Source organism: Aeromonas cavernicola (assembly GCF_002795305.1).
Classification (GTDB): Bacteria; Pseudomonadota; Gammaproteobacteria; order Enterobacterales; family Aeromonadaceae; genus Aeromonas; species Aeromonas cavernicola.
This window is the reverse complement of record NZ_PGGC01000039.1, coordinates 17,753-35,025: the sequence shown is the minus strand read 5'-3', so window position 1 is coordinate 35,025 and position 17,273 is coordinate 17,753. Positions and strand designations below refer to the sequence as shown.

12 protein-coding genes and 1 pseudogene are annotated in these 17,273 nt (G+C 54.0%); 7 read left to right on the top strand and 6 right to left on the bottom strand.

Annotation, left to right across the window (positions count from 1 at the left end):
- The 3 genes and pseudogenes from CUC53_RS04565 to CUC53_RS04555 all read left to right on the top strand — a co-directional run.
- Window positions 1-760: pseudogene (locus tag CUC53_RS04565) on the top strand (ATP-dependent helicase); the annotation flags it as partial.
- An 82-nt stretch (window positions 761-842) separates the two neighbouring features.
- The gene (dacB, locus tag CUC53_RS04560) at window positions 843-2,288 is read left to right on the top strand and encodes a D-alanyl-D-alanine carboxypeptidase/D-alanyl-D-alanine endopeptidase (protein ID WP_100293057.1); all 1,446 of its coding nucleotides are present in this window, start codon (window positions 843-845) and stop codon (window positions 2,286-2,288) included.
- 133 nt (window positions 2,289-2,421) lie between these two features.
- Complete coding sequence (locus tag CUC53_RS04555; protein WP_100293056.1) at window positions 2,422-2,679, top strand: GrxA family glutaredoxin; 258 nt, start codon at window positions 2,422-2,424, stop codon at window positions 2,677-2,679.
- A 99-nt stretch (window positions 2,680-2,778) separates the two neighbouring features.
- On the opposite strand, the gene CUC53_RS04550 is transcribed toward CUC53_RS04555, so the two are convergent.
- The 3 genes from CUC53_RS04550 to CUC53_RS04540 form a co-directional block, all read right to left on the bottom strand.
- Window positions 2,779-3,624 (bottom strand): endonuclease/exonuclease/phosphatase family protein, encoded by an 846-nt coding sequence (locus tag CUC53_RS04550; RefSeq protein ID WP_100293055.1) that lies wholly within the window; start codon window positions 3,622-3,624, stop codon window positions 2,779-2,781.
- A gap of 125 nt (window positions 3,625-3,749) precedes the next feature.
- Entirely contained in the window at window positions 3,750-4,151 is a 402-nt protein-coding gene (yciA, locus tag CUC53_RS04545; protein ID WP_100293054.1) for an acyl-CoA thioester hydrolase YciA, read from the bottom strand.
- Window positions 4,152-4,211: 60 nt separating this feature from the next.
- Window positions 4,212-5,012, bottom strand: coding sequence for an NAD-dependent epimerase/dehydratase family protein (locus CUC53_RS04540; protein ID WP_100293053.1), 801 nt, complete (start codon window positions 5,010-5,012; stop codon window positions 4,212-4,214).
- An 862-nt stretch (window positions 5,013-5,874) separates the two neighbouring features.
- Between CUC53_RS04540 and CUC53_RS04535 the strand changes: the two genes are divergently transcribed.
- Window positions 5,875-7,491 carry a phosphoethanolamine transferase gene (locus tag CUC53_RS04535; RefSeq protein ID WP_100293052.1) on the top strand — a complete coding sequence of 539 codons (1,617 nt, stop codon included), beginning with the start codon at window positions 5,875-5,877 and terminating at the stop codon, window positions 7,489-7,491.
- A gap of 59 nt (window positions 7,492-7,550) precedes the next feature.
- Here the strand turns inward: CUC53_RS04535 and nagC are convergent, their stop codons facing one another.
- Genes nagC through nagB form a run of 3 tightly spaced genes read right to left on the bottom strand, consistent with a single transcriptional unit; the run spans window position 7,551 to window position 10,725 of the window.
- Window positions 7,551-8,765, bottom strand: coding sequence for a DNA-binding transcriptional regulator NagC (gene nagC / locus CUC53_RS04530; RefSeq protein ID WP_100293051.1), 1,215 nt, complete (start codon window positions 8,763-8,765; stop codon window positions 7,551-7,553).
- 4 nt (window positions 8,766-8,769) lie between these two features.
- Window positions 8,770-9,915 (bottom strand): N-acetylglucosamine-6-phosphate deacetylase, encoded by a 1,146-nt coding sequence (gene nagA, locus CUC53_RS04525; RefSeq protein WP_100293050.1) that lies wholly within the window; start codon window positions 9,913-9,915, stop codon window positions 8,770-8,772.
- 9 nt (window positions 9,916-9,924) lie between these two features.
- Window positions 9,925-10,725, bottom strand: a complete 801-nt coding sequence (gene nagB / locus CUC53_RS04520) for a glucosamine-6-phosphate deaminase (protein ID WP_100293049.1) — start codon at window positions 10,723-10,725, stop codon at window positions 9,925-9,927.
- Window positions 10,726-11,000: 275 nt separating this feature from the next.
- On the opposite strand from nagB, the gene nagE reads away from it, so the two are divergent.
- The 3 genes from nagE (at window position 11,001) to glnS (ending at window position 17,231) form a co-directional block, all read left to right on the top strand.
- Window positions 11,001-12,455 (top strand): N-acetylglucosamine-specific PTS transporter subunit IIBC, encoded by a 1,455-nt coding sequence (nagE, locus tag CUC53_RS04515; RefSeq protein ID WP_100293048.1) that lies wholly within the window; start codon window positions 11,001-11,003, stop codon window positions 12,453-12,455.
- Between the two features lie 111 nt (window positions 12,456-12,566).
- Entirely contained in the window at window positions 12,567-15,230 is a 2,664-nt protein-coding gene (locus tag CUC53_RS04510; protein WP_100293047.1) for a beta-N-acetylhexosaminidase, read from the top strand.
- Between the two features lie 348 nt (window positions 15,231-15,578).
- Window positions 15,579-17,231: a glutamine--tRNA ligase gene (gene glnS, locus CUC53_RS04505; protein ID WP_100293046.1), complete on the top strand. Its 1,653-nt coding sequence runs from the start codon at window positions 15,579-15,581 to the stop codon at window positions 17,229-17,231.
- The last annotated feature ends 42 nt before the right edge of the window (window positions 17,232-17,273 follow it).

Below are 17,273 nucleotides of genomic sequence, written 5' to 3'. Positions count from 1 at the left end.
CTATCAGCAGATCGTGGGGCGGGGCCTGCGCCTCTCGCCGGGCAAGACCGATTGTCTGGTGCTCGACTATGCGGGCAACAACTTCAACCTGTTCGCCCCCGAAGTGGGGGAGCCCCGCCCCCACGCCGGTACCGAGCCGGTGCAGGTGCCCTGCCCCGCCTGCGGCTTTGCCAACACCTTCTGGGGCAAGACCGATGAGGATGGCCAGGTGATCGAGCACTACGGCCGCCGCTGTCAGGGGCTGTTTGAAGATAACGAGGGCAACCGCGAGGAGTGTGACTACCGCTTTCGTGCCAAGATTTGCCCCGCTTGTGGTGCCGAAAACGACATCGCCGCCCGCCGCTGCCAGCACTGCGACCAGCTGCTAGTCGACCCTGACGACAAGCTCAAAGAAGCGCTCAATCTTAAGGATTGCATGGTGATCCGCTGCGCGGGGCTCACCCTGAATGCCGGGCGCGGCAAACAGGGGGAGCGGCTGGAGGTGACCTACCACGATGAGGAGGGTCTGACCCTTAGCGAATACTTCGCTTTTCACTCCGCAGGCGCACAACGCTTGTTTCAACAGCGCTTTGTGCGTCATCATTGGCCCGCTCCGGGGCTGGAGCCGGAATTTGCCAGCATGGCCAGCGTGCTGGCGGCTGCCGCGCAATTTCGCCACCCCGATTTTGTCATCGCCCGTAAAGCAGGGCGTTTTTGGCAGATAAAAGAGAAAATATTTGATTACGACGGCCGCTATCGTACCGCTAATGCCCTTGGCTAATAGCGCCGATAGCCAAGAACATATTGATGAGTGGGGCGAGCTATCACATTCACTCCCCCCCTTCGTGAAATCAGAGGATGTTATGCAAAGGCTGTTAATAAGTGGTTATTTGATCGTCTCTTCCTTGGTCTCTCCCTTGGCCCATGCCACCCCGCTCACCCCGCCCAAAGGGGGCCAGTACGCCATCATGGTGCAGGGTAATAATGGGGTTGAATTCGCTCGTCATGCCGACCAGATGATCGCCCCCGCCTCCACCATGAAGGTGCTCACCGCGCTGGCTGCTCGCCTCGAGCTGGGTGCCGACTTCCGCTTCGCCACCGACATTCAGGCCCAGCCCGGTGCCAAACAGGGTGACACCATCAACGGCGATATCTGGATCAACTTCGTCGGCGATCCCACCTTGTCACGGATGGACCTGCTCTCTTTGTTCAAGCAGCTCGGCGTCAGTCAGATCAAAGGCAATGTCTACGTCAATACCGGTGCCTACAACGGCTATGAGCGCGGTAATGGCTGGTCATGGGGGGATCAAACCCTCTGCTTCGCCGCGCCGGTCTCCTCGGTCATCATCGACAATAACTGTGCTTATGCCACCTTAAGTGCCCCCCAAATTGGCAAGCCAGCAACGGGTAACGTGGCCACGGGCGTCCCCATCGGCATCGGTGCCGATAATGTGGAGGTGATGAGCTACGGCGACATGGCGCGCCAGTTCTGCGCACTGGAAGTGGATATGGCAAAGGGCAACTTCTATGAGCTCAAGGGCTGTATTACCCCCAGTAAAGAGCCTCATGGGCTGCGTTTTGCCATCCATGACGTGGAAGCTTGGGGCTGGGATAATATCCGCTGGGCCATGGACAGAGCTGGCATTCAGCACGACGGCCTGCTGCGGGTCACCCACACCCTCCCGCAAGGGCCGGCTACCTTAGCTACTCACCAGTCAGCCCCGCTGCCAGTGATGCTCGCCAAGATGTTGAAGAAATCCGATAACCTCTACGCCGATACCTTCCTCAAGACCGTTGGCCGTCACTACTACAACAAACCGGGCAGCTATCGCAGCGGCACCATGGCGGTGCGCGCCATTTTGACCAAGCAGGGCATTAAGCTGGATAACGCCATCTTGGCTGACGGCTCAGGTCTCTCGGCCCATAACCTTATCAGTGCCCGCCAGATGATGGCGGTGCTTGACTACATCCAAAAAAATGATGCCGAGCTTGGTTTCATCAAACTGCTGCCCAGCGCCCAAGTGGACGGCACGCTGGCTTGGCGACGCAGTGTCACCGCACCGATGATGAAAAACCGAGTACACGCTAAAACCGGCACCATCACCGGCACCTCTAACTTGGCTGGCTTCATCGATACCGCCAGCGGCGAGCGCAAGGCATTCGTGGTGTTGCAGCGTGGTTTGGCACAAGATCCTGCCGCCCAAGAACGCGACCGTGCCAGCAAGGCCGTGCGCCCATGGATGCTGTTTGAAAAAGGCGTGCTTGAGCGGATTTATCAAAACCAACCCATTGAAATTCAACAAGAGTAACTGCCTCGCAGCAGATTTAATGAGGATGCGGGGCAGATAATTGGTACGTTGAGCCATCCCCTCGCGGCGCGATGCTCTGCAGGAGTCAGCTCACTTATTGGCCGTCATGGCCATGACATAATGGAGAAAAGAGATGTTGTTAGAAATTTTTGGTCGCCCAGGTTGCCCTTATTGTGTCCGTGCCAAGCAGCTTGCTGAGCAGTTGAGCGAGCAGCGCGATGATTTTCAATTCACCTATACCGATATTCAGGTCGCAGGCCTGAGTAAAGAGGATCTTGCCAAGCGCGCCGGTAAGCCGGTCACCACCGTGCCACAGATATTTCTTGATGATCAGCACATCGGTGGTTGTACCGATTTCGAGGCTTACGCCAAAGCGAATCTAGGCCAATAAAACCGCTAAACTGCACGGCGCACGGCGCACGGCGCACGGCAGACATAATAAAGAGACCGATGCCAAACAGCATCGGTCTCTTTATTATTGCGGGTCACCCTAAGGGGTCAGCGACTGAGCCGCAAACCGAGCCATGATGGGGTTATGGTCTGACGCCTTGGTCATGGGTGAACTGACCTCAAGCAGATCTAAATTGCGGTAATAGAGGTGATCGAGCGGACGGCCAAACGCGGTCCGACGCAAGTCGGGATGAGGTAGCGCCTCTTGCAACCCGAGCTCAGCCACTAATTTGCCTAACCAGAGCACCCGTTTGTCACTCCAGGTGTTGAAATCCCCCGCTAAGATCACCGGCCCCTGATGCCGACGAACCAAGAGGGTGAGATCGTTGAGCTGTTCACGAAAGGTCGCCATCCCCAGCTCAAAGTTGACCGCATGGAGGTTAATCACCAGCACGCCATCAGGGTCGCCCTGCAGTGGATAGAGGCTTACCAGCCCAGATTTGGGAATGCGTAGCAAAGGCTCGGGAGAGCGGACGCCGCACACAAACGCTTGCGGGGTTTTGGCGGCCGTCATCACCCCGAACGAGACCCCCCCCTGAGTGAAGGCTTGCAGCTGTTGCCACTGAAAATCACCGGCACGTAACCAGTCGAGCATCTCGGGACGGGTGGCCGACTCTTGTAGCAGCACCAGATCCTGCTGCTTAGCAAACTGATCCATCCCCTCACGCCAGTTTTTACGTTGCCCCTTGTAGAGATTCCACACCGTCACCCCAAATTCCCGAGGCAAGGCCGTGGTGGCCAATGCCACCAACGGAGGGCGCAGGCAATCTAAGCTCGGGATAATGCCTTGAGCTGTCACCAGATGATTCTGATCTGGCACCTCAAAGCAGCCGACCAAGCCAACGGTCAGGAGCGACGTCCCTAACATGCGGTAACTCTTTTTCATTGACTAACAACCATCCGTCTGTGTACGTGGGTACGGTGATCCATACCAATAAAGGCTTCGCTCAGCGGCGGCGTTGGCGAGCAGCAGCCAATACGGGCGTGCTCAACCACACTCATCCGCTCGATTTAAACAGTGGTAGGCACCGGACGCGGTTTACCATGATCGTCGATAGCAACATAGGTAAACACGCCCTCCGTCACGCAGTAACGTTGCGCTTCATTTTCTCTCAATACCGGTTTGACCCACACTTCTAATTTAAGCTGCATGGAGCTGCGGCCAATCCGCAGACAGCGGCCATAGCAGCAAACGACATCCCCTACCTTGACTGGGCTATGAAACGTCATCCCCTCAACAGATACTGTGCAAATGCGCCCCTTGGCCAACTCTTTGGCCATAATGCCGCCACCAATATCCATTTGGGCCATTATCCAGCCACCAAAAATATCACCATTAGGATTGGTGTCCGCTGGCATTGCCAAGGTTCTTAGCAACAACTCCCCATCGGGATGACGTGTGGTGTTGACCATCTTACTGCCTCTCTTTGATCAATGGCGCATGATAGGGGGGTGTTATCCCCTTGGCAAACCTCAATCTCCACTGAGCGCTTGGTCGGCAAACCAGTGAGCCGGGTCTGGCCAGCGATAGACAAACCCTAACTGCTGGCAGATAAGCTGGCCATCAATGGGTAAAAATGCCCCGGCTGGTTCAACAAAGATAGGTGCTGTTAGTCCCTGCTGGCGAGCGGCAAAGGGGTAAAACTGTTCTCGACGCGGGTGTATCGGCGCACTGACATTGTAACAATCGCCATGCTTCCCCTTCTCCAGCAGAAGCACGCAAGCGGCCACGATGTCATCAAGGTGCACCAAGTTGACCGCTTGGGCTCCGCCATCTAAGGTTTTACCCGCTAGAAAGCGGCCAGGGTGCCTACCTGGCCCATAGAGCCCGGAGGGGCGTACTATTATCACCTGCGCAAAACCTGCGGCCAATACCGCCTGCTCTGCGGCTAACATTCGTTCACCGCGAGCATGACGTGGCTGGGGTTGCTCCCCCTCTTGCTGGCCTGCGCCCCATACCGAGGTGGCACTGACAAACAATACTCGCCGCACTCCCGCCTCTCTCGCTAATTGACAAGCTTGTGCGATGGCAGCAGGGTAGTCATCGGTCTTACTGGGGGGAATGGCAATCACCAGCGTCTCGCAGCTAAGCGGCCAAGGTTCGGTCATGGTGCTTGAAATCAACAAGGGATAGGCGGTGATCCCTTGCGCTTGTAGTTCGCTTGCCTTCTGCAGCGAGCTCACCGTCACCTCGACAGATTGACCCGACGCCAACAGCGTTCGAGCCAACGGCAACCCCAGCCAACCCGCACCTAAAATACCTATCCTCATCATGGCTCTCTCATTGACTTGACGCGTTGACGCGCTACATGGCAAAAAAAAACGGCCATCTATGATGGCCGTCGAAAGTAACGAAGGAAATAGCTGATTAAGTCAGTTACCTCCTACAGCGGGAAAATCAGGAACACCAGCTCCCGACTCGTGGAGCCAATCCTAGAGAGTTCAAGTGTAAAAAGCTTTGAAGCAGATCACAGTTAACTCTATTTTTGAAAACGATTTCATTTATTGTGAGTTCACCCCCATCCTCTCTGGCACCACGTAACGGATAACCCTAGCGGAGGTCGAAGATCGGATCGTATTGTCTCTCTCTGATAATCACCATGGGTGAGTATTTTGGCAATTATTCAGGTTTGTCCAATGAGTTATCCCCAGCTTCTGGGGATAACTCAAGGCGAGATAAGGTAGCAGATGGACAAATACTGACTGGAAAACGACCATTGTTCTTCACCCCGTTCCTGTCACGCCACGCGCTGATGGGCCATGTTGTTACATCATTGCCTCACTAGGTGAGTGGCCAAGGTATTGATATCAAGTAACAATAGGGTGCAAGGAAGGAAAAACGGCGTCAGAAGAGCAACATCATTAAACGCGGATCGTCCATTAGCCAAGTGGGCTCTGTTATCACCATCGGTGAGGCACCTTGCACCTTTGTTTGGCCAGATCCTGGCCACCTATCTTTAGATAACCTATCGACTATCAGCCATCTCACTCGCCCACACCGTCACCTGACACCAGCAAACGCTGACTGCTTAACTTTTTCTTAAGTTTGCGGCGCTAGCCTAGGGTCATGATTGGAATGAATACCGGTTGAGCTGACCCTATGAGGGAAATCAGCCTGATTGGATGGAGGCACATAATGGGCGTCACGTTGAGTGTGATGAAGGTTAATCTACTGTTGGTCTTGTTGTTTACGTTAGTGTTCAACTGGCCTATTTTTTTGCATTTCTATGAGATCTTAAGCCAACTGGAGCATGTCAAACTGGGCTTTATTATCTCGATTCCTCTGGTATTGATGGCGGCGCTCAATGCCGTACTCTTACCCTTTAGTTTTCGGTATCTGCTTAAACCTTTTTTTACCTTACTGATCTTGAGCAGCTCGATCGTGAGCTACGCCATGCTCAAATACGGCATCATTTTTGATGCTGGCATGATGCAGAACATCGTAGAAACAAACAGCGGAGAAGCCGGTTCCTATCTCAACAGCAGTCTCATGATCTGGTTTCTGCTCACCGGCGTACTGCCTGTGCTGCTGTTACTGACCTTGCGCATTAAGTATGCTGCTCATTGGTATACAGGGCTGGGCCTGCGGTTGGGCTCTCTCACCGCATCGTTACTCTTTCTGGTCTGCGTGGCAGCACTTTACTACCAAGATTTTGCCTCGGTGGGGCGAAATAACCATACCTTGAGCAAAGAGATAGTGCCCGCCAACTATGTGCATGGCCTCTACAAATATGCCCGTGATGAGCTGTTTGCGACCAAAATCCCCCATCAATCATTGGGTACAGATGCCAAAATCATGGCAAAAGGGGATAAACCAACCTTGATGTTTTTAATCATCGGGGAAACTGCACGTAGCCAAAACTATTCGCTCAATGGTTACGCTAAAGCGACAAACGCGTTCACCCACCAGATCCCAGGTCTTGTCTCTTTCAAAGATGTTCGCTCTTGCGGCACAGCCACCGCCGTCTCGGTGCCATGTATGTTTTCCAACCTGACTCGCCGTGAATATGATGACAAGCTTGCCCACGCACGCGATGGGCTGCTAGATGTGCTGCAACATGCGGGCGTCTCCGTGCTGTGGAAAGAGAATGATGGCGGCTGTAAAGGGGTCTGCAACGGGGTGCCAACCATCGACATCGACCCAACGCAATATCCCGCCTTTTGCCAAGACAGCTCATGTTATGACGAAGTCCTGCTAGAAGGCTTGGACCAACAAATTGGGCAAATGAAGGGCAATAAGCTGGTGGCATTCCACCTGATGGGCAGCCACGGCCCTACCTATTTTCGCCGTTATCCCGTGACGGATCGCGCTTTCACACCAGATTGCCCACGTAGCGATATTGAAAACTGCAGTGACCAAGAGTTGGTCAACACCTATGACAATACCATTCGCTATACCGACAAGGTGCTGGCGCAGTTGATTGCCAAACTGCAGACATTAGAAAAAGAGTACAACGTTGGCTTGGTCTATCTGTCCGATCATGGTGAGTCACTGGGGGCGATGGGCCTCTATCTGCACGGAACACCCTACAAATTCGCCCCTGATGAGCAGACCCGTGTGCCGCTGTTAACTTGGTTTTCACCCCAGTTACAAGCCGACCGCCAGCTTGATCTGAGCTGTCTTGCCCAAGAAGCCAATAACCAGCGCTTCTCACACGACAATTTATTCCACTCGATGCTAGGGATCATGAATGTGCAAACCAGCGTGTATGACAGCTCGTTAGATCTCTTTAAACCCTGCCGAACAAGCTGAACTCGCCATCATAAAAAACGGCAGCCATCGGCTGCCGTTATCATCTAATACGCTGACACCTACCTCTGCTCCATGATGATTTGAAGCAGATCCCCCTCCAGCAATGCGCGCTTGATCAACGCAAACCCGCCAATGGTCGGCTGATTCTGAAAACGCGCTTTGACGATGGGCAAACCACGGTGAAAGCTAGGTAACGATTGATGCTCAACGCAGCGGCGAATCGCAGGAAACAGGACCTCCTCCGCAGCAGTGATCTCACCCGCAATCAGCATTTTCTGCGGATTAAACAGGTTAACCATGATCGCCACCGCACGCCCCAAATGTTCACCTACGTTTTCGATCACACTGCGGGCCAACTCATCACCAGTGACTGCAGCTTTACACACTTCCTGAATGGTAATGTGCTTCTCTTGCAGCGCACTTAAGTGGCCACGGCTGATAAGCTCTTTCACCTTATCCACTATCGCTTCATTAGAGGCGATAGTCTCAAGGCAACCAAAATTGCCACAGTGACAGCGTTTACCCAGCGGCTCGACTTGAATGTGGCCAATCTCTCCCACATTGCGATTTTGGCCGAGAAAGACCTTCCCCTTGGTAATAATGCCAGAGCCCGTCCCTTGATGTACCCCCACTAGAATAGAGTCCATACAATCACGGGATTCGCCGAAAAAATGCTCCGCCAACGCTTGTGCGCGGATGTCATTGCCAAGGTAACAAGGTAGGTTGAAGTGGTTATGTAACAACTTCGCCAACGCCAAATTACGGATCTGGTATTTAGGGGTATAGATCACGGTACCAGACTCGGGATTGATCAGCCCTGGCATGGTTAACGCGATGCCGATCAACTTACGGCAATGCTCGACGTTGGCATCAATAAAGCGGCTAATTTCCCGCAATAACATGTCCACCACGGGCTGCTGATCGATCTCTGTCACTTGAGTGATGTGCTGGTCGAGCTCTTTACCATCCAAGTCATACAGGCTCAGATGCAAATAGCCACGTCCTAGCTTGGCAGAGACAAATTGAAAGCGATGTTTGATAGTGGTCAAGGAGATAGCTCGCCGGCCACCAGTTGAGGCTTGCGGCGAGGTCTCTTTGATCAGGCCATGCTCGATCAACTGCCGAGTGATTTTAGTCACGCTGGCTGGGGCCAAGTGACTCAGCTCGGCAATCTTGACCCGAGAGATGGGACCCTGCAGGTCGATAAGCCGATACACGGCCGCACTATTGACCTGCTTGATAAGATCTACGTTTGCTATTTGTCCGCCAATCATGATGTCACTGTTGTGTGTAGTGTCCGTTTACCACGGTCCCACGGACCGTGAAGTCCTGATCGAAGACAGTGAGGTTGGCTATTTTACCGACCTGGATACTACCGAGACGTGAGTCCCATCCAATGGCGCGTGCGGGGTAAAGGCTGGCCATTCTCAGTGCTTCATCGAGCGGTAATCCGACCTGCTTGACCAGATTTTCCACCCCTTCCATCATGGTGAGGGCAGAACCGCCGAGTGTACCATTCTCATCAATACACTGACCATCGCGTACAAACACGGTGGTGCCACAAAAATCAAATTTCTCAAAGCCTTCCGGCGCACCAGCTGCCGCGGTGGCATCGGTAACCAGCACCAAACGCTCACCCAGCACCTTATGAGCAAGCCGCACATTGGCCCAGTGCACGTGATGACCATCAACGATAATGCCTGCGTAAACATCATTGCGATCGTAGATGGCCCCCACTACCCCCGGCTCACGGCCGTTTTGGGTTGGTGTCATTGCGTTATAAAGGTGGGTTGCAAAACGGATACCGTCATCAAACCCAGCCATCGCCTGCTCATAAGTCGCCGCAGTGTGGCCAGCCGATACCAAAATACCGGCTTCGACCAAACGGCGAATATGAGCTGGGTCGTTACGCTCCGGCGCCAAGGTAATTTTGGTGATGGCATCGGCGTTAGCACAAAAGAAATCAATCATCTCATCCGCAGGCTGGCGAATTTGCGCGGCAGGGTGGATCCCTTTACGAGCCAAGTTGGTATAAGGGCCCTCTAAGTGAACGCCTAACACCTCATTGGGATGAGCCGCCATGTATTCACGGGTCACCGCAACCGCCTGCTTCATATCAGCATCTGGGCTGGTGATCAGGGTCGGCAAAAAGCTGGTGGTGCCCGATTTTAGATTAGCGGCCTGCATGGTAGCCAAGGTGTCAACGGTAATGTCAGTGTTGAACATCACCCCGCCACAACCATTGAGCTGTACATCGATAAAACCGGCACTGAGGTTAGCGCCTTGCAGATCAATGTGCTCAATCCCCGCTGGCAACTCCGCTAGGTGAGCAATGGCGACAATCTGGTCGCCGTCGATCACGACGCCATAACCGGTCAACACACAGCTACCGGTATAGAGGGTGCAATTAGTCAATGCGTACATGGGATCTCCTTACAAGCGGCCGATATTGTCTGCTTCCAGCTGTTGGAAGTAGCGTACCGTCTTGACTTTGAGCTCCATGGTCGAGGGCTCGTCACACACCATCATTCCCTTCGGATGCAGTTGCAGGGTGGAGATAGTCCACATGTGGTTCACGCAGCCTTCGACTGCGGCCTGCAGCGCCAACGCCTTGCCGTGACCGGTCACTAGGATCATGATCTCTTCGGCATCCATCAGGGTGCCAACGCCCACGGTCAGCGCCAGCTTAGGCACCTGCTCCATGTCACCGTCAAAGAAGCGGGAGTTAGCAATGCGGGTATCTTCGGTCAAGGTTTTGATCCGAGTGCGGGAGGCCAGCGATGAGGCCGGCTCATTGAATGCAATATGACCGTCGTTACCCACCCCGCCCATAAACAGATGGATCTTGCCGTAGGATTTGATCTTGTCTTCATAACGCTTGCATTCTGCGATCAAGTCCGACGCGTTACCGTTCAGCATGTTGACGTTTTCAGCGCGAATATCGATGTGATTAAAGAAGTTATTGTGCATGAAGCTGTGGTAGCTCTCAGGATGATCTTCCGGTAATCCGACATATTCATCCATGTTGAAAGTGACCACATGCTCAAAGCTCACTTCACCTGCTTTATGCAGCTCAATCAAACGCTTATAGGTATTTAGAGGGGTGCCACCCGTGGGTAACCCCAACACGAAAGGACGCTCGGCAGTCGGCTTAAACGCATTGATACGATCAACGATATAGCGGGCAGACCACAAACCAACTTGGCTGGCAGATTTCAACGGGATCAAGCGCATGATGGATACCTCTTATTAGGGATGCGGCCAGTCAATGGCGGCAACAATGAGCTAAAGGAACTTAAGTTGTTTCATAGCGTAAATAAAGATTACCCACTAAGCCACATTTATCGACCCCCTTTATCTCGTTTGGGTGATAAAGATCACGATTACAGGTTTATTAATTTGCGCAGCGAAATAAAAGCCCTAGACTGCCAATCAAGCCTTCGTGGCTTATACGTCAAACGTGATAAGCACTTATTTTCTAGAAAAACATTCACTAAAGGAGAGGAACCGTGAACATTCTCGGTTATTTGCAAAAAATCGGCCGTGCCCTGATGGTGCCGGTAGCGGTATTGCCTGCCGCCGCAATCCTAATGGGGATTGGCTACTGGATTGATCCCAATGGCTGGGGCGGTGGTAGCCCGCTGGCAGCTTTCCTGATCAAGGCCGGTGCCGCCATCATCGATAGCATGCCCATCCTGTTTGCGGTGGGTGTTGCCTACGGTATGTCCAAAGATAAAGATGGCTCTGCCGCGCTGGCCGGTCTGGTCGGTTTCTTGGTGGTCACCACCCTGCTAAGCCCAGGTGCCGTGGCCCAAATCAAAGGCATCCCACTGGAAACAGTGCCTGCTGCCTTCGCTAAAATCAGCAACCAATTTATCGGTATCTTAACCGGTGTCATTGCAGCTGAGCTGTATAACCGCTTTAGCAGCGTTGAGCTGCACAAAGCACTGGCGTTCTTCTCTGGTCGTCGCCTCGTGCCCATCATCACCTCAGTTGTGATGATCATCGTCTCCTTCGTGCTGATGGCGGTATGGCCGGTGATTTACGGTGGCTTGGTTAGCTTTGGTGAATCCATCGTCAATATGGGTTCTACCGGCGCCGGTATCTACGCCTTCTTTAACCGTCTGCTGATCCCAGTAGGTCTGCACCATGCGCTCAACTCCGTATTCTGGTTTGACGTAGCGGGCATCAACGACATCCCTAACTTCTTGGGTGGTCAAGCCTCTATTGACGCTGGCAAAGCCGTTGTGGGCGTAACCGGTATGTACCAAGCGGGCTTTTTCCCCATCATGATGTTTGGTCTGCCGGGTGCGGCACTGGCTATCTACCACGCTGCCAAGAAAGAGCACAAAGAGAAAGTGGCTTCTATCATGATCGCCGCTGCCTTTGCCTCCTTCTTTACTGGGGTAACAGAGCCACTTGAATTCTCTTTCATGTTCGTGGCACCCGTGCTGTATGGCATCCACGCCGTACTGACCGGTATCTCGGTATTTATCGCCTCTTCCATGCACTGGATTGCAGGTTTCGGTTTCAGTGCTGGCTTGGTCGACATGGTGCTTTCCAGCCGTAACCCGCTGGCGATCAACTGGTACATGTTGATTGCTCAAGGCTTGGTGTTCTTCGGTCTCTACTACGTGGTATTCCGCGCCGTCATTGCTCAGTTGAACCTGAAAACCCCAGGTCGTGAAGATGATGAAGTGGTGCCAGTCAAGGCGCAAACCACTGACCGCACTGAACTGGCTAAACAGTACCTTGAAGTGCTGGGTGGTCAGGATAACTTGGTCACCATCGATGCCTGCATCACCCGTTTGCGCTTAACCCTCAAAGATCGCAGCGTCGTTGACGAGCGTAAACTCAAAGCACTCGGCGCAGCCGGTGTAGTCAAGCTCGGCGAGCAAAACCTGCAGGTGATTTTGGGGCCATTGGCCGAAATCATCGCCGGTGAGATGAAAACCCTGCGTTAATCGACCGCTTCTACGTCTAAGTCCATTGTTGACATAACCAAGGGCCCTGCCTCAGGGCCCATATAAAAAGCCAAGATATTCCAACCTTTACTTCAAATGAGAGCAGCAGTTATGAACTTGAAACATTCTCTGTTAGCCATTGCCATGTCTACCGTTTTTGCTGGCCCAGCCTTGGCGGCTGACCCAGCCAAACAAGCAGTCGTGGATGCTATTGCCAACAATCTGGTGGTGAAGTACCAAGTAGTCACCAATGACGGTGCTGGTGCAGGCCTCGATTGCCAAGCGCTGGGCTCAGAGTGGGCCAGCTGTGGCGTTGCCAAGCTGCACCTGACTAACACCGGTGCTGATGTGACCTCCAAAGACTGGAGCCTCTACGTCTCTTCCATTCGTCGTATCCAACGGGTCGATAACGACCAATTCACCATCACTCACCTGACCGGCGATCTTTATCGTTTGACGCCAACCGAGAAGTTCCAAGGCTTTGCCAAGGACGCCACGGTCGAAGTGCCACTGGTGGTCGAGTACTGGGTACTGTTTGAATCAGACATCATGCCGAACTGGTACGTTGCCAGCGAAGGGGCTGAGCCAAAAGTGCTGGCCAGCATGAGCAATATCGATGATGCCAGCACCTACCAACAGCCAATGCCGGCCGATGGTTGGAAGCGCACCAAGGATGACAACAACATCCTGATGAACAGCGAAACTCGTTTTGCTGCCAACCAGACCAGCACCCTGCTGCCCGCCGGCAAGATTGACAACCAGATCCTGCCGACCCCAATGAAGCAGGTGGTCAACGCTGGCCCACAAATCGATTTCTCGACCATTAAGCTGAACGCGCTGGACTTGCCAACCGACCGTGCTGAAGCGCTGAAGGCACAACTGGCCAAGCTGGGGGTTACCCTCTCCGACACCGGCTATCCAGTGACCATCAAGCTCGGCAGCAAACTCAAGCAAGCGGAAGGCTATGACCTGACCATTGGTCAGAAAGGCACAGTGATCCAGGGTCATGACATTGATGGCGCCTTCTGGGGTGCCCAGTCACTGCTCTCCTTGCTGGGGGTCGATGACAAGCTGGTCTCCCCGATGCAAGTCGAAGATGCCCCACGCTTTAGCTACCGTGGTATGCAAGCAGATGTGGCCCGCCACTTCCGCAGCCTCGATACCATGAAAAAGCTGGTTGACCAGATGTCAGCTACCAAGCTGAACGTGCTGCATTTGGGCCTGACCAACGATGAAGGCTGGCGTTTAGAGATCCCAGGCTTACCGGAGCTGACCGAGGTAGGCAGTCAGCGTTGCCACGATGAGGCAGAAACCAAGTGCCTGATGCCGCAGCTGGGCTCTGGCCCAACCAACGACAACCAAGGTTCTGGTTTCTACAGCAAGTCTGACTACGTGGATCTGGTGCGCTATGCCAAGGCGCGCGGCGTCACCGTTGTGCCTGAAATCAACATGCCAGCTCACGCTCGCGCGGCCGTGGTCTCCATGGAAGCACGCTACCAGCGCCTGATGGCGGAAGGTAAAGAGGCAGAAGCCAACCAGTTCCGTCTGACTGACCCGGCTGATACCTCCAACGTCACTTCAGTCCAGTTCTACGACAAGATGTCGTTCATCAACCCTTGCCAACCTGGCGCAGCAACATTTGTCGCCAAGGTGATGGATGAAGTGGCTCAGATGCACCAAGCCGCAGGCCAGCCGCTGACCGCATGGCACTACGGTGGTGATGAGGCGAAGAACATCATGCAAGGTGGCGGTTATCAGGACCCCGCGGTTGCCAAGAAGGAAGATCTGGTCGGCTGGAAAGGCAATGTAGACGCCAGCAAGCAGGACAAGCCGTTTGGTAAGTCGCCGCTGTGCCAAAAGATGATCGACGATGGCAAGATCAAAGAAGTGGGCGAGCTGCCGGTTTACTTCGCTAAAGAAGTGAGCGAAATGGTCAAAGGCCACGGTTTCTCCACTCTGCAAGCATGGGAAGATGGTCTGAAATACGCCAACAGCGCCAAAGACTTCGCTACCGATAACACCCGCGTCAACTTCTGGGAAACCCTCTACTGGGGTGGCTTCAACGAAGCGATGAAGTGGGCCCATAAAGGTTACGAAGTGGTCCTGTCCAACCCAGATTACCTCTATTTCGATTTCCCGAATGAGGTCCACCCCGCTGAGCGTGGTTATTACTGGGCGACTCGCTTCAACGACACCCGCAAGGTGTTTGCCTTCGCCCCAGAGAACTTGCCGCAAAACGCTGAGACCTCAGTTGACCGCGACGGCAATGCGTTTGTGGCCAAAGGTGACCAAGACCCAGTCAAGTTCAAAGGGATCTCTGGTCAGCAGTGGAGTGAAACTGTCCGTACCGACGCTCAATTTGAGTACATGGTTTATCCGCGCGTCTTCTCGGTGGCTGAGCGTGCCTGGCACAAAGGTGGCTTCGAGCTCGATTACGTGAAAGGCCGCGAGTTCTCTGGCGAGACCAAGCATGTCAACAAGGCTACCCTCAACAAAGAGTGGAACCAATTTGCCAATTTGCTGGGTCAACGCGTGCTGCCGAAGCTGGATCAGGCCGGTGTTGAATACCGCCTCTCTGTACCGGGTGCCAAGGTGGTGAATGGCGTGCTGGAAGCGAACGTCGATCTGCCAGGTTTGCCCATCCAATACAGCATGGATGGCAGCAACTGGACTGCTTACGACGCCACTGCCAAGCCGGCCGTCGCTGGTAAAGTTTACCTGCGTACCACCAGCTTCGATGGCAAGCGCACCAGCCGCGTCACCGAGCTGAACTGATAGCAGTCAACCGTTAACATGAGGTGGGTCGCAAGACCCGCCTTTCCCAAGGCTGATTTATCATCAGATTTGGGAAAGGTTGACTGTACGTGTGAACCTTTGTTGTGTGTGTATTGTCTGTTTGTGCTTTTTTCATCACCTTCAACCCCGCCTTGTGCGGGGTCTTTTTTTATACAAATGGGCTAAGCACAGCGATGCCTGCCTCGTTTTGAACTAACCCCCCTCTAACGGGTAAATTCAGGTTGAGGCAAGCGTCGTAATAAGAGATCATGGTCGGCTTGAGTGCGGGAGATGGTAAGCGTGCTAATCGGCACAACTTCCGCCAGTGACGCTTTTTTGAGGTGAGCCATGAGTCAGGCGAACAGCCCAACTAACTTTATTCGTCAGATCATTGATGAAGATCTGGCCAGCGGTAAGCACAGCAGCGTGCATACCCGTTTTCCGCCCGAGCCGAACGGTTATCTCCATATCGGCCACGCCAAATCCATCTGCCTGAACTTCGGCATCGCCCGCGACTATCAGGGCCAGTGCAACCTGCGTTTCGATGACACCAACCCGGCCAAGGAAGATATCGAGTATGTAGAGTCCATCAAGCAGGACGTGCAGTGGCTCGGCTTCCAGTGGAGCGGCGAGATCTGTTACTCCTCCGACTATTTCGACAAGCTGCATGGCTACGCCATCGAGCTGATTGAAAAAGGGCTGGCCTATGTCGACGAGCTGACCCCGGAGCAGATGCGCGAGTACCGTGGCACCCTGACTGAAGCTGGCAAGAACAGCCCGTTTCGCGAGCGCAGCGTAGAAGAGAACTTGGCCCTGTTCGAGAAGATGAAGAACGGCGAGTTTGCCGAAGGCACACTCTGCCTGCGCGCGAAGATCGACATGGCTTCTCCCTTCATGGTGATGCGTGATCCGGTGATCTACCGCATCAAGTTTGCCCACCACCACCAGACTGGGGACAAGTGGTGCATCTACCCGATGTATGACTTCACCCACTGCATCTCAGACGCGCTGGAAGGGATCACCCACTCCATCTGTACCCTTGAGTTCCAAGATAACCGCCGTCTGTACGACTGGGTGCTGGACAACATCACCATCGACTGCCACCCCCGTCAGTACGAGTTCTCTCGTCTGAACCTCGAATACACCGTCATGTCTAAGCGCAAGCTGAACCTGCTGGTGACCGAGCAGCACGTTGATGGGTGGGATGACCCGCGCATGCTGACAGTCTCCGGTCTGCGTCGGCGTGGCTACACTCCGGCCTCCATCCGCGAGTTCTGCAAGCGCATCGGCGTCACCAAACAAGACAACATCGTCGAGATGAGCATGCTGGAAGCCTGCATCCGCGACGATCTCAACGAAAATGCCCCACGTGCCATGGCCGTGCTGCATCCGGTTAAGGTGATCATCGAGAACCTGGCTGCCGACGAAGTGCTGACTGCCCCGGCCCACCCGAGCAATGCCGAGATGGGTACCCGTACGCTTCCCTTCACCCGCGAGATCTTCATCGACGAAGCAGACTTCAAAGAAGAAGCAAACAAACAGTTCAAGCGTCTGGTGCTGGGCAAGGAAGTGCGTCTGCGCAATGCCTATGTGATCAAGGCTGAGCGTATCGAGAAAGATGCCGATGGCAAGGTCACCTGCATCTACTGCTCTTATGATCCCGACACGCTAGGCAAGGACCCAGCCGATGGCCGCAAGGTGAAAGGGGTGATCCACTGGGTCAGCGCCACTCACTCCCTGCCGGCCCAAGTGCGTCTCTACGACCGTCTATTCAAGGTACCGAACCCAGGTGCCGAGGATGACTTCGAAGCCGCGCTGAATCCGGATTCACTGGTGATCATCGAGGGGGCCCGTGTCGAAGCCTCCCTCAACAGCGCCAAGCCAGAGCAGGCGTACCAGTTCGAGCGTGAAGGGTATTTTTGCGCCGATAACAAGCTCTCCAGCCCAGAGCTGCTGGTGTTCAACCGCACCGTTGCCCTGCGCGATGTATGGGATAAGTAAAACCGATCGGAATAGATACCGAGTGATGCCAGCCAATGGCTA

What these genes read in the sequence shown, in the direction of transcription:
- dacB (WP_100293057.1), top strand. Translation starts at nt 843, where the DNA reads ATGCAAAGGCTGTTAATAAGTGGTTATTTGATCGTCTCTTCCTTGGTC.
- CUC53_RS04555 (WP_100293056.1), top strand. Translation starts at nt 2,422, where the DNA reads ATGTTGTTAGAAATTTTTGGTCGCCCAGGTTGCCCTTATTGTGTCCGT.
- CUC53_RS04550 (WP_100293055.1), bottom strand. Translation starts at nt 3,624, where the DNA reads ATGAAAAAGAGTTACCGCATGTTAGGGACGTCGCTCCTGACCGTTGGC.
- yciA (WP_100293054.1), bottom strand. Translation starts at nt 4,151, where the DNA reads ATGGTCAACACCACACGTCATCCCGATGGGGAGTTGTTGCTAAGAACC.
- CUC53_RS04540 (WP_100293053.1), bottom strand. Translation starts at nt 5,012, where the DNA reads ATGATGAGGATAGGTATTTTAGGTGCGGGTTGGCTGGGGTTGCCGTTG.
- CUC53_RS04535 (WP_100293052.1), top strand. Translation starts at nt 5,875, where the DNA reads ATGGGCGTCACGTTGAGTGTGATGAAGGTTAATCTACTGTTGGTCTTG.
- nagC (WP_100293051.1), bottom strand. Translation starts at nt 8,765, where the DNA reads ATGATTGGCGGACAAATAGCAAACGTAGATCTTATCAAGCAGGTCAAT.
- nagA (WP_100293050.1), bottom strand. Translation starts at nt 9,915, where the DNA reads ATGTACGCATTGACTAATTGCACCCTCTATACCGGTAGCTGTGTGTTG.
- nagB (WP_100293049.1), bottom strand. Translation starts at nt 10,725, where the DNA reads ATGCGCTTGATCCCGTTGAAATCTGCCAGCCAAGTTGGTTTGTGGTCT.
- CUC53_RS04510 (WP_100293047.1), top strand. Translation starts at nt 12,567, where the DNA reads ATGAACTTGAAACATTCTCTGTTAGCCATTGCCATGTCTACCGTTTTT.
- glnS (WP_100293046.1), top strand. Translation starts at nt 15,579, where the DNA reads ATGAGTCAGGCGAACAGCCCAACTAACTTTATTCGTCAGATCATTGAT.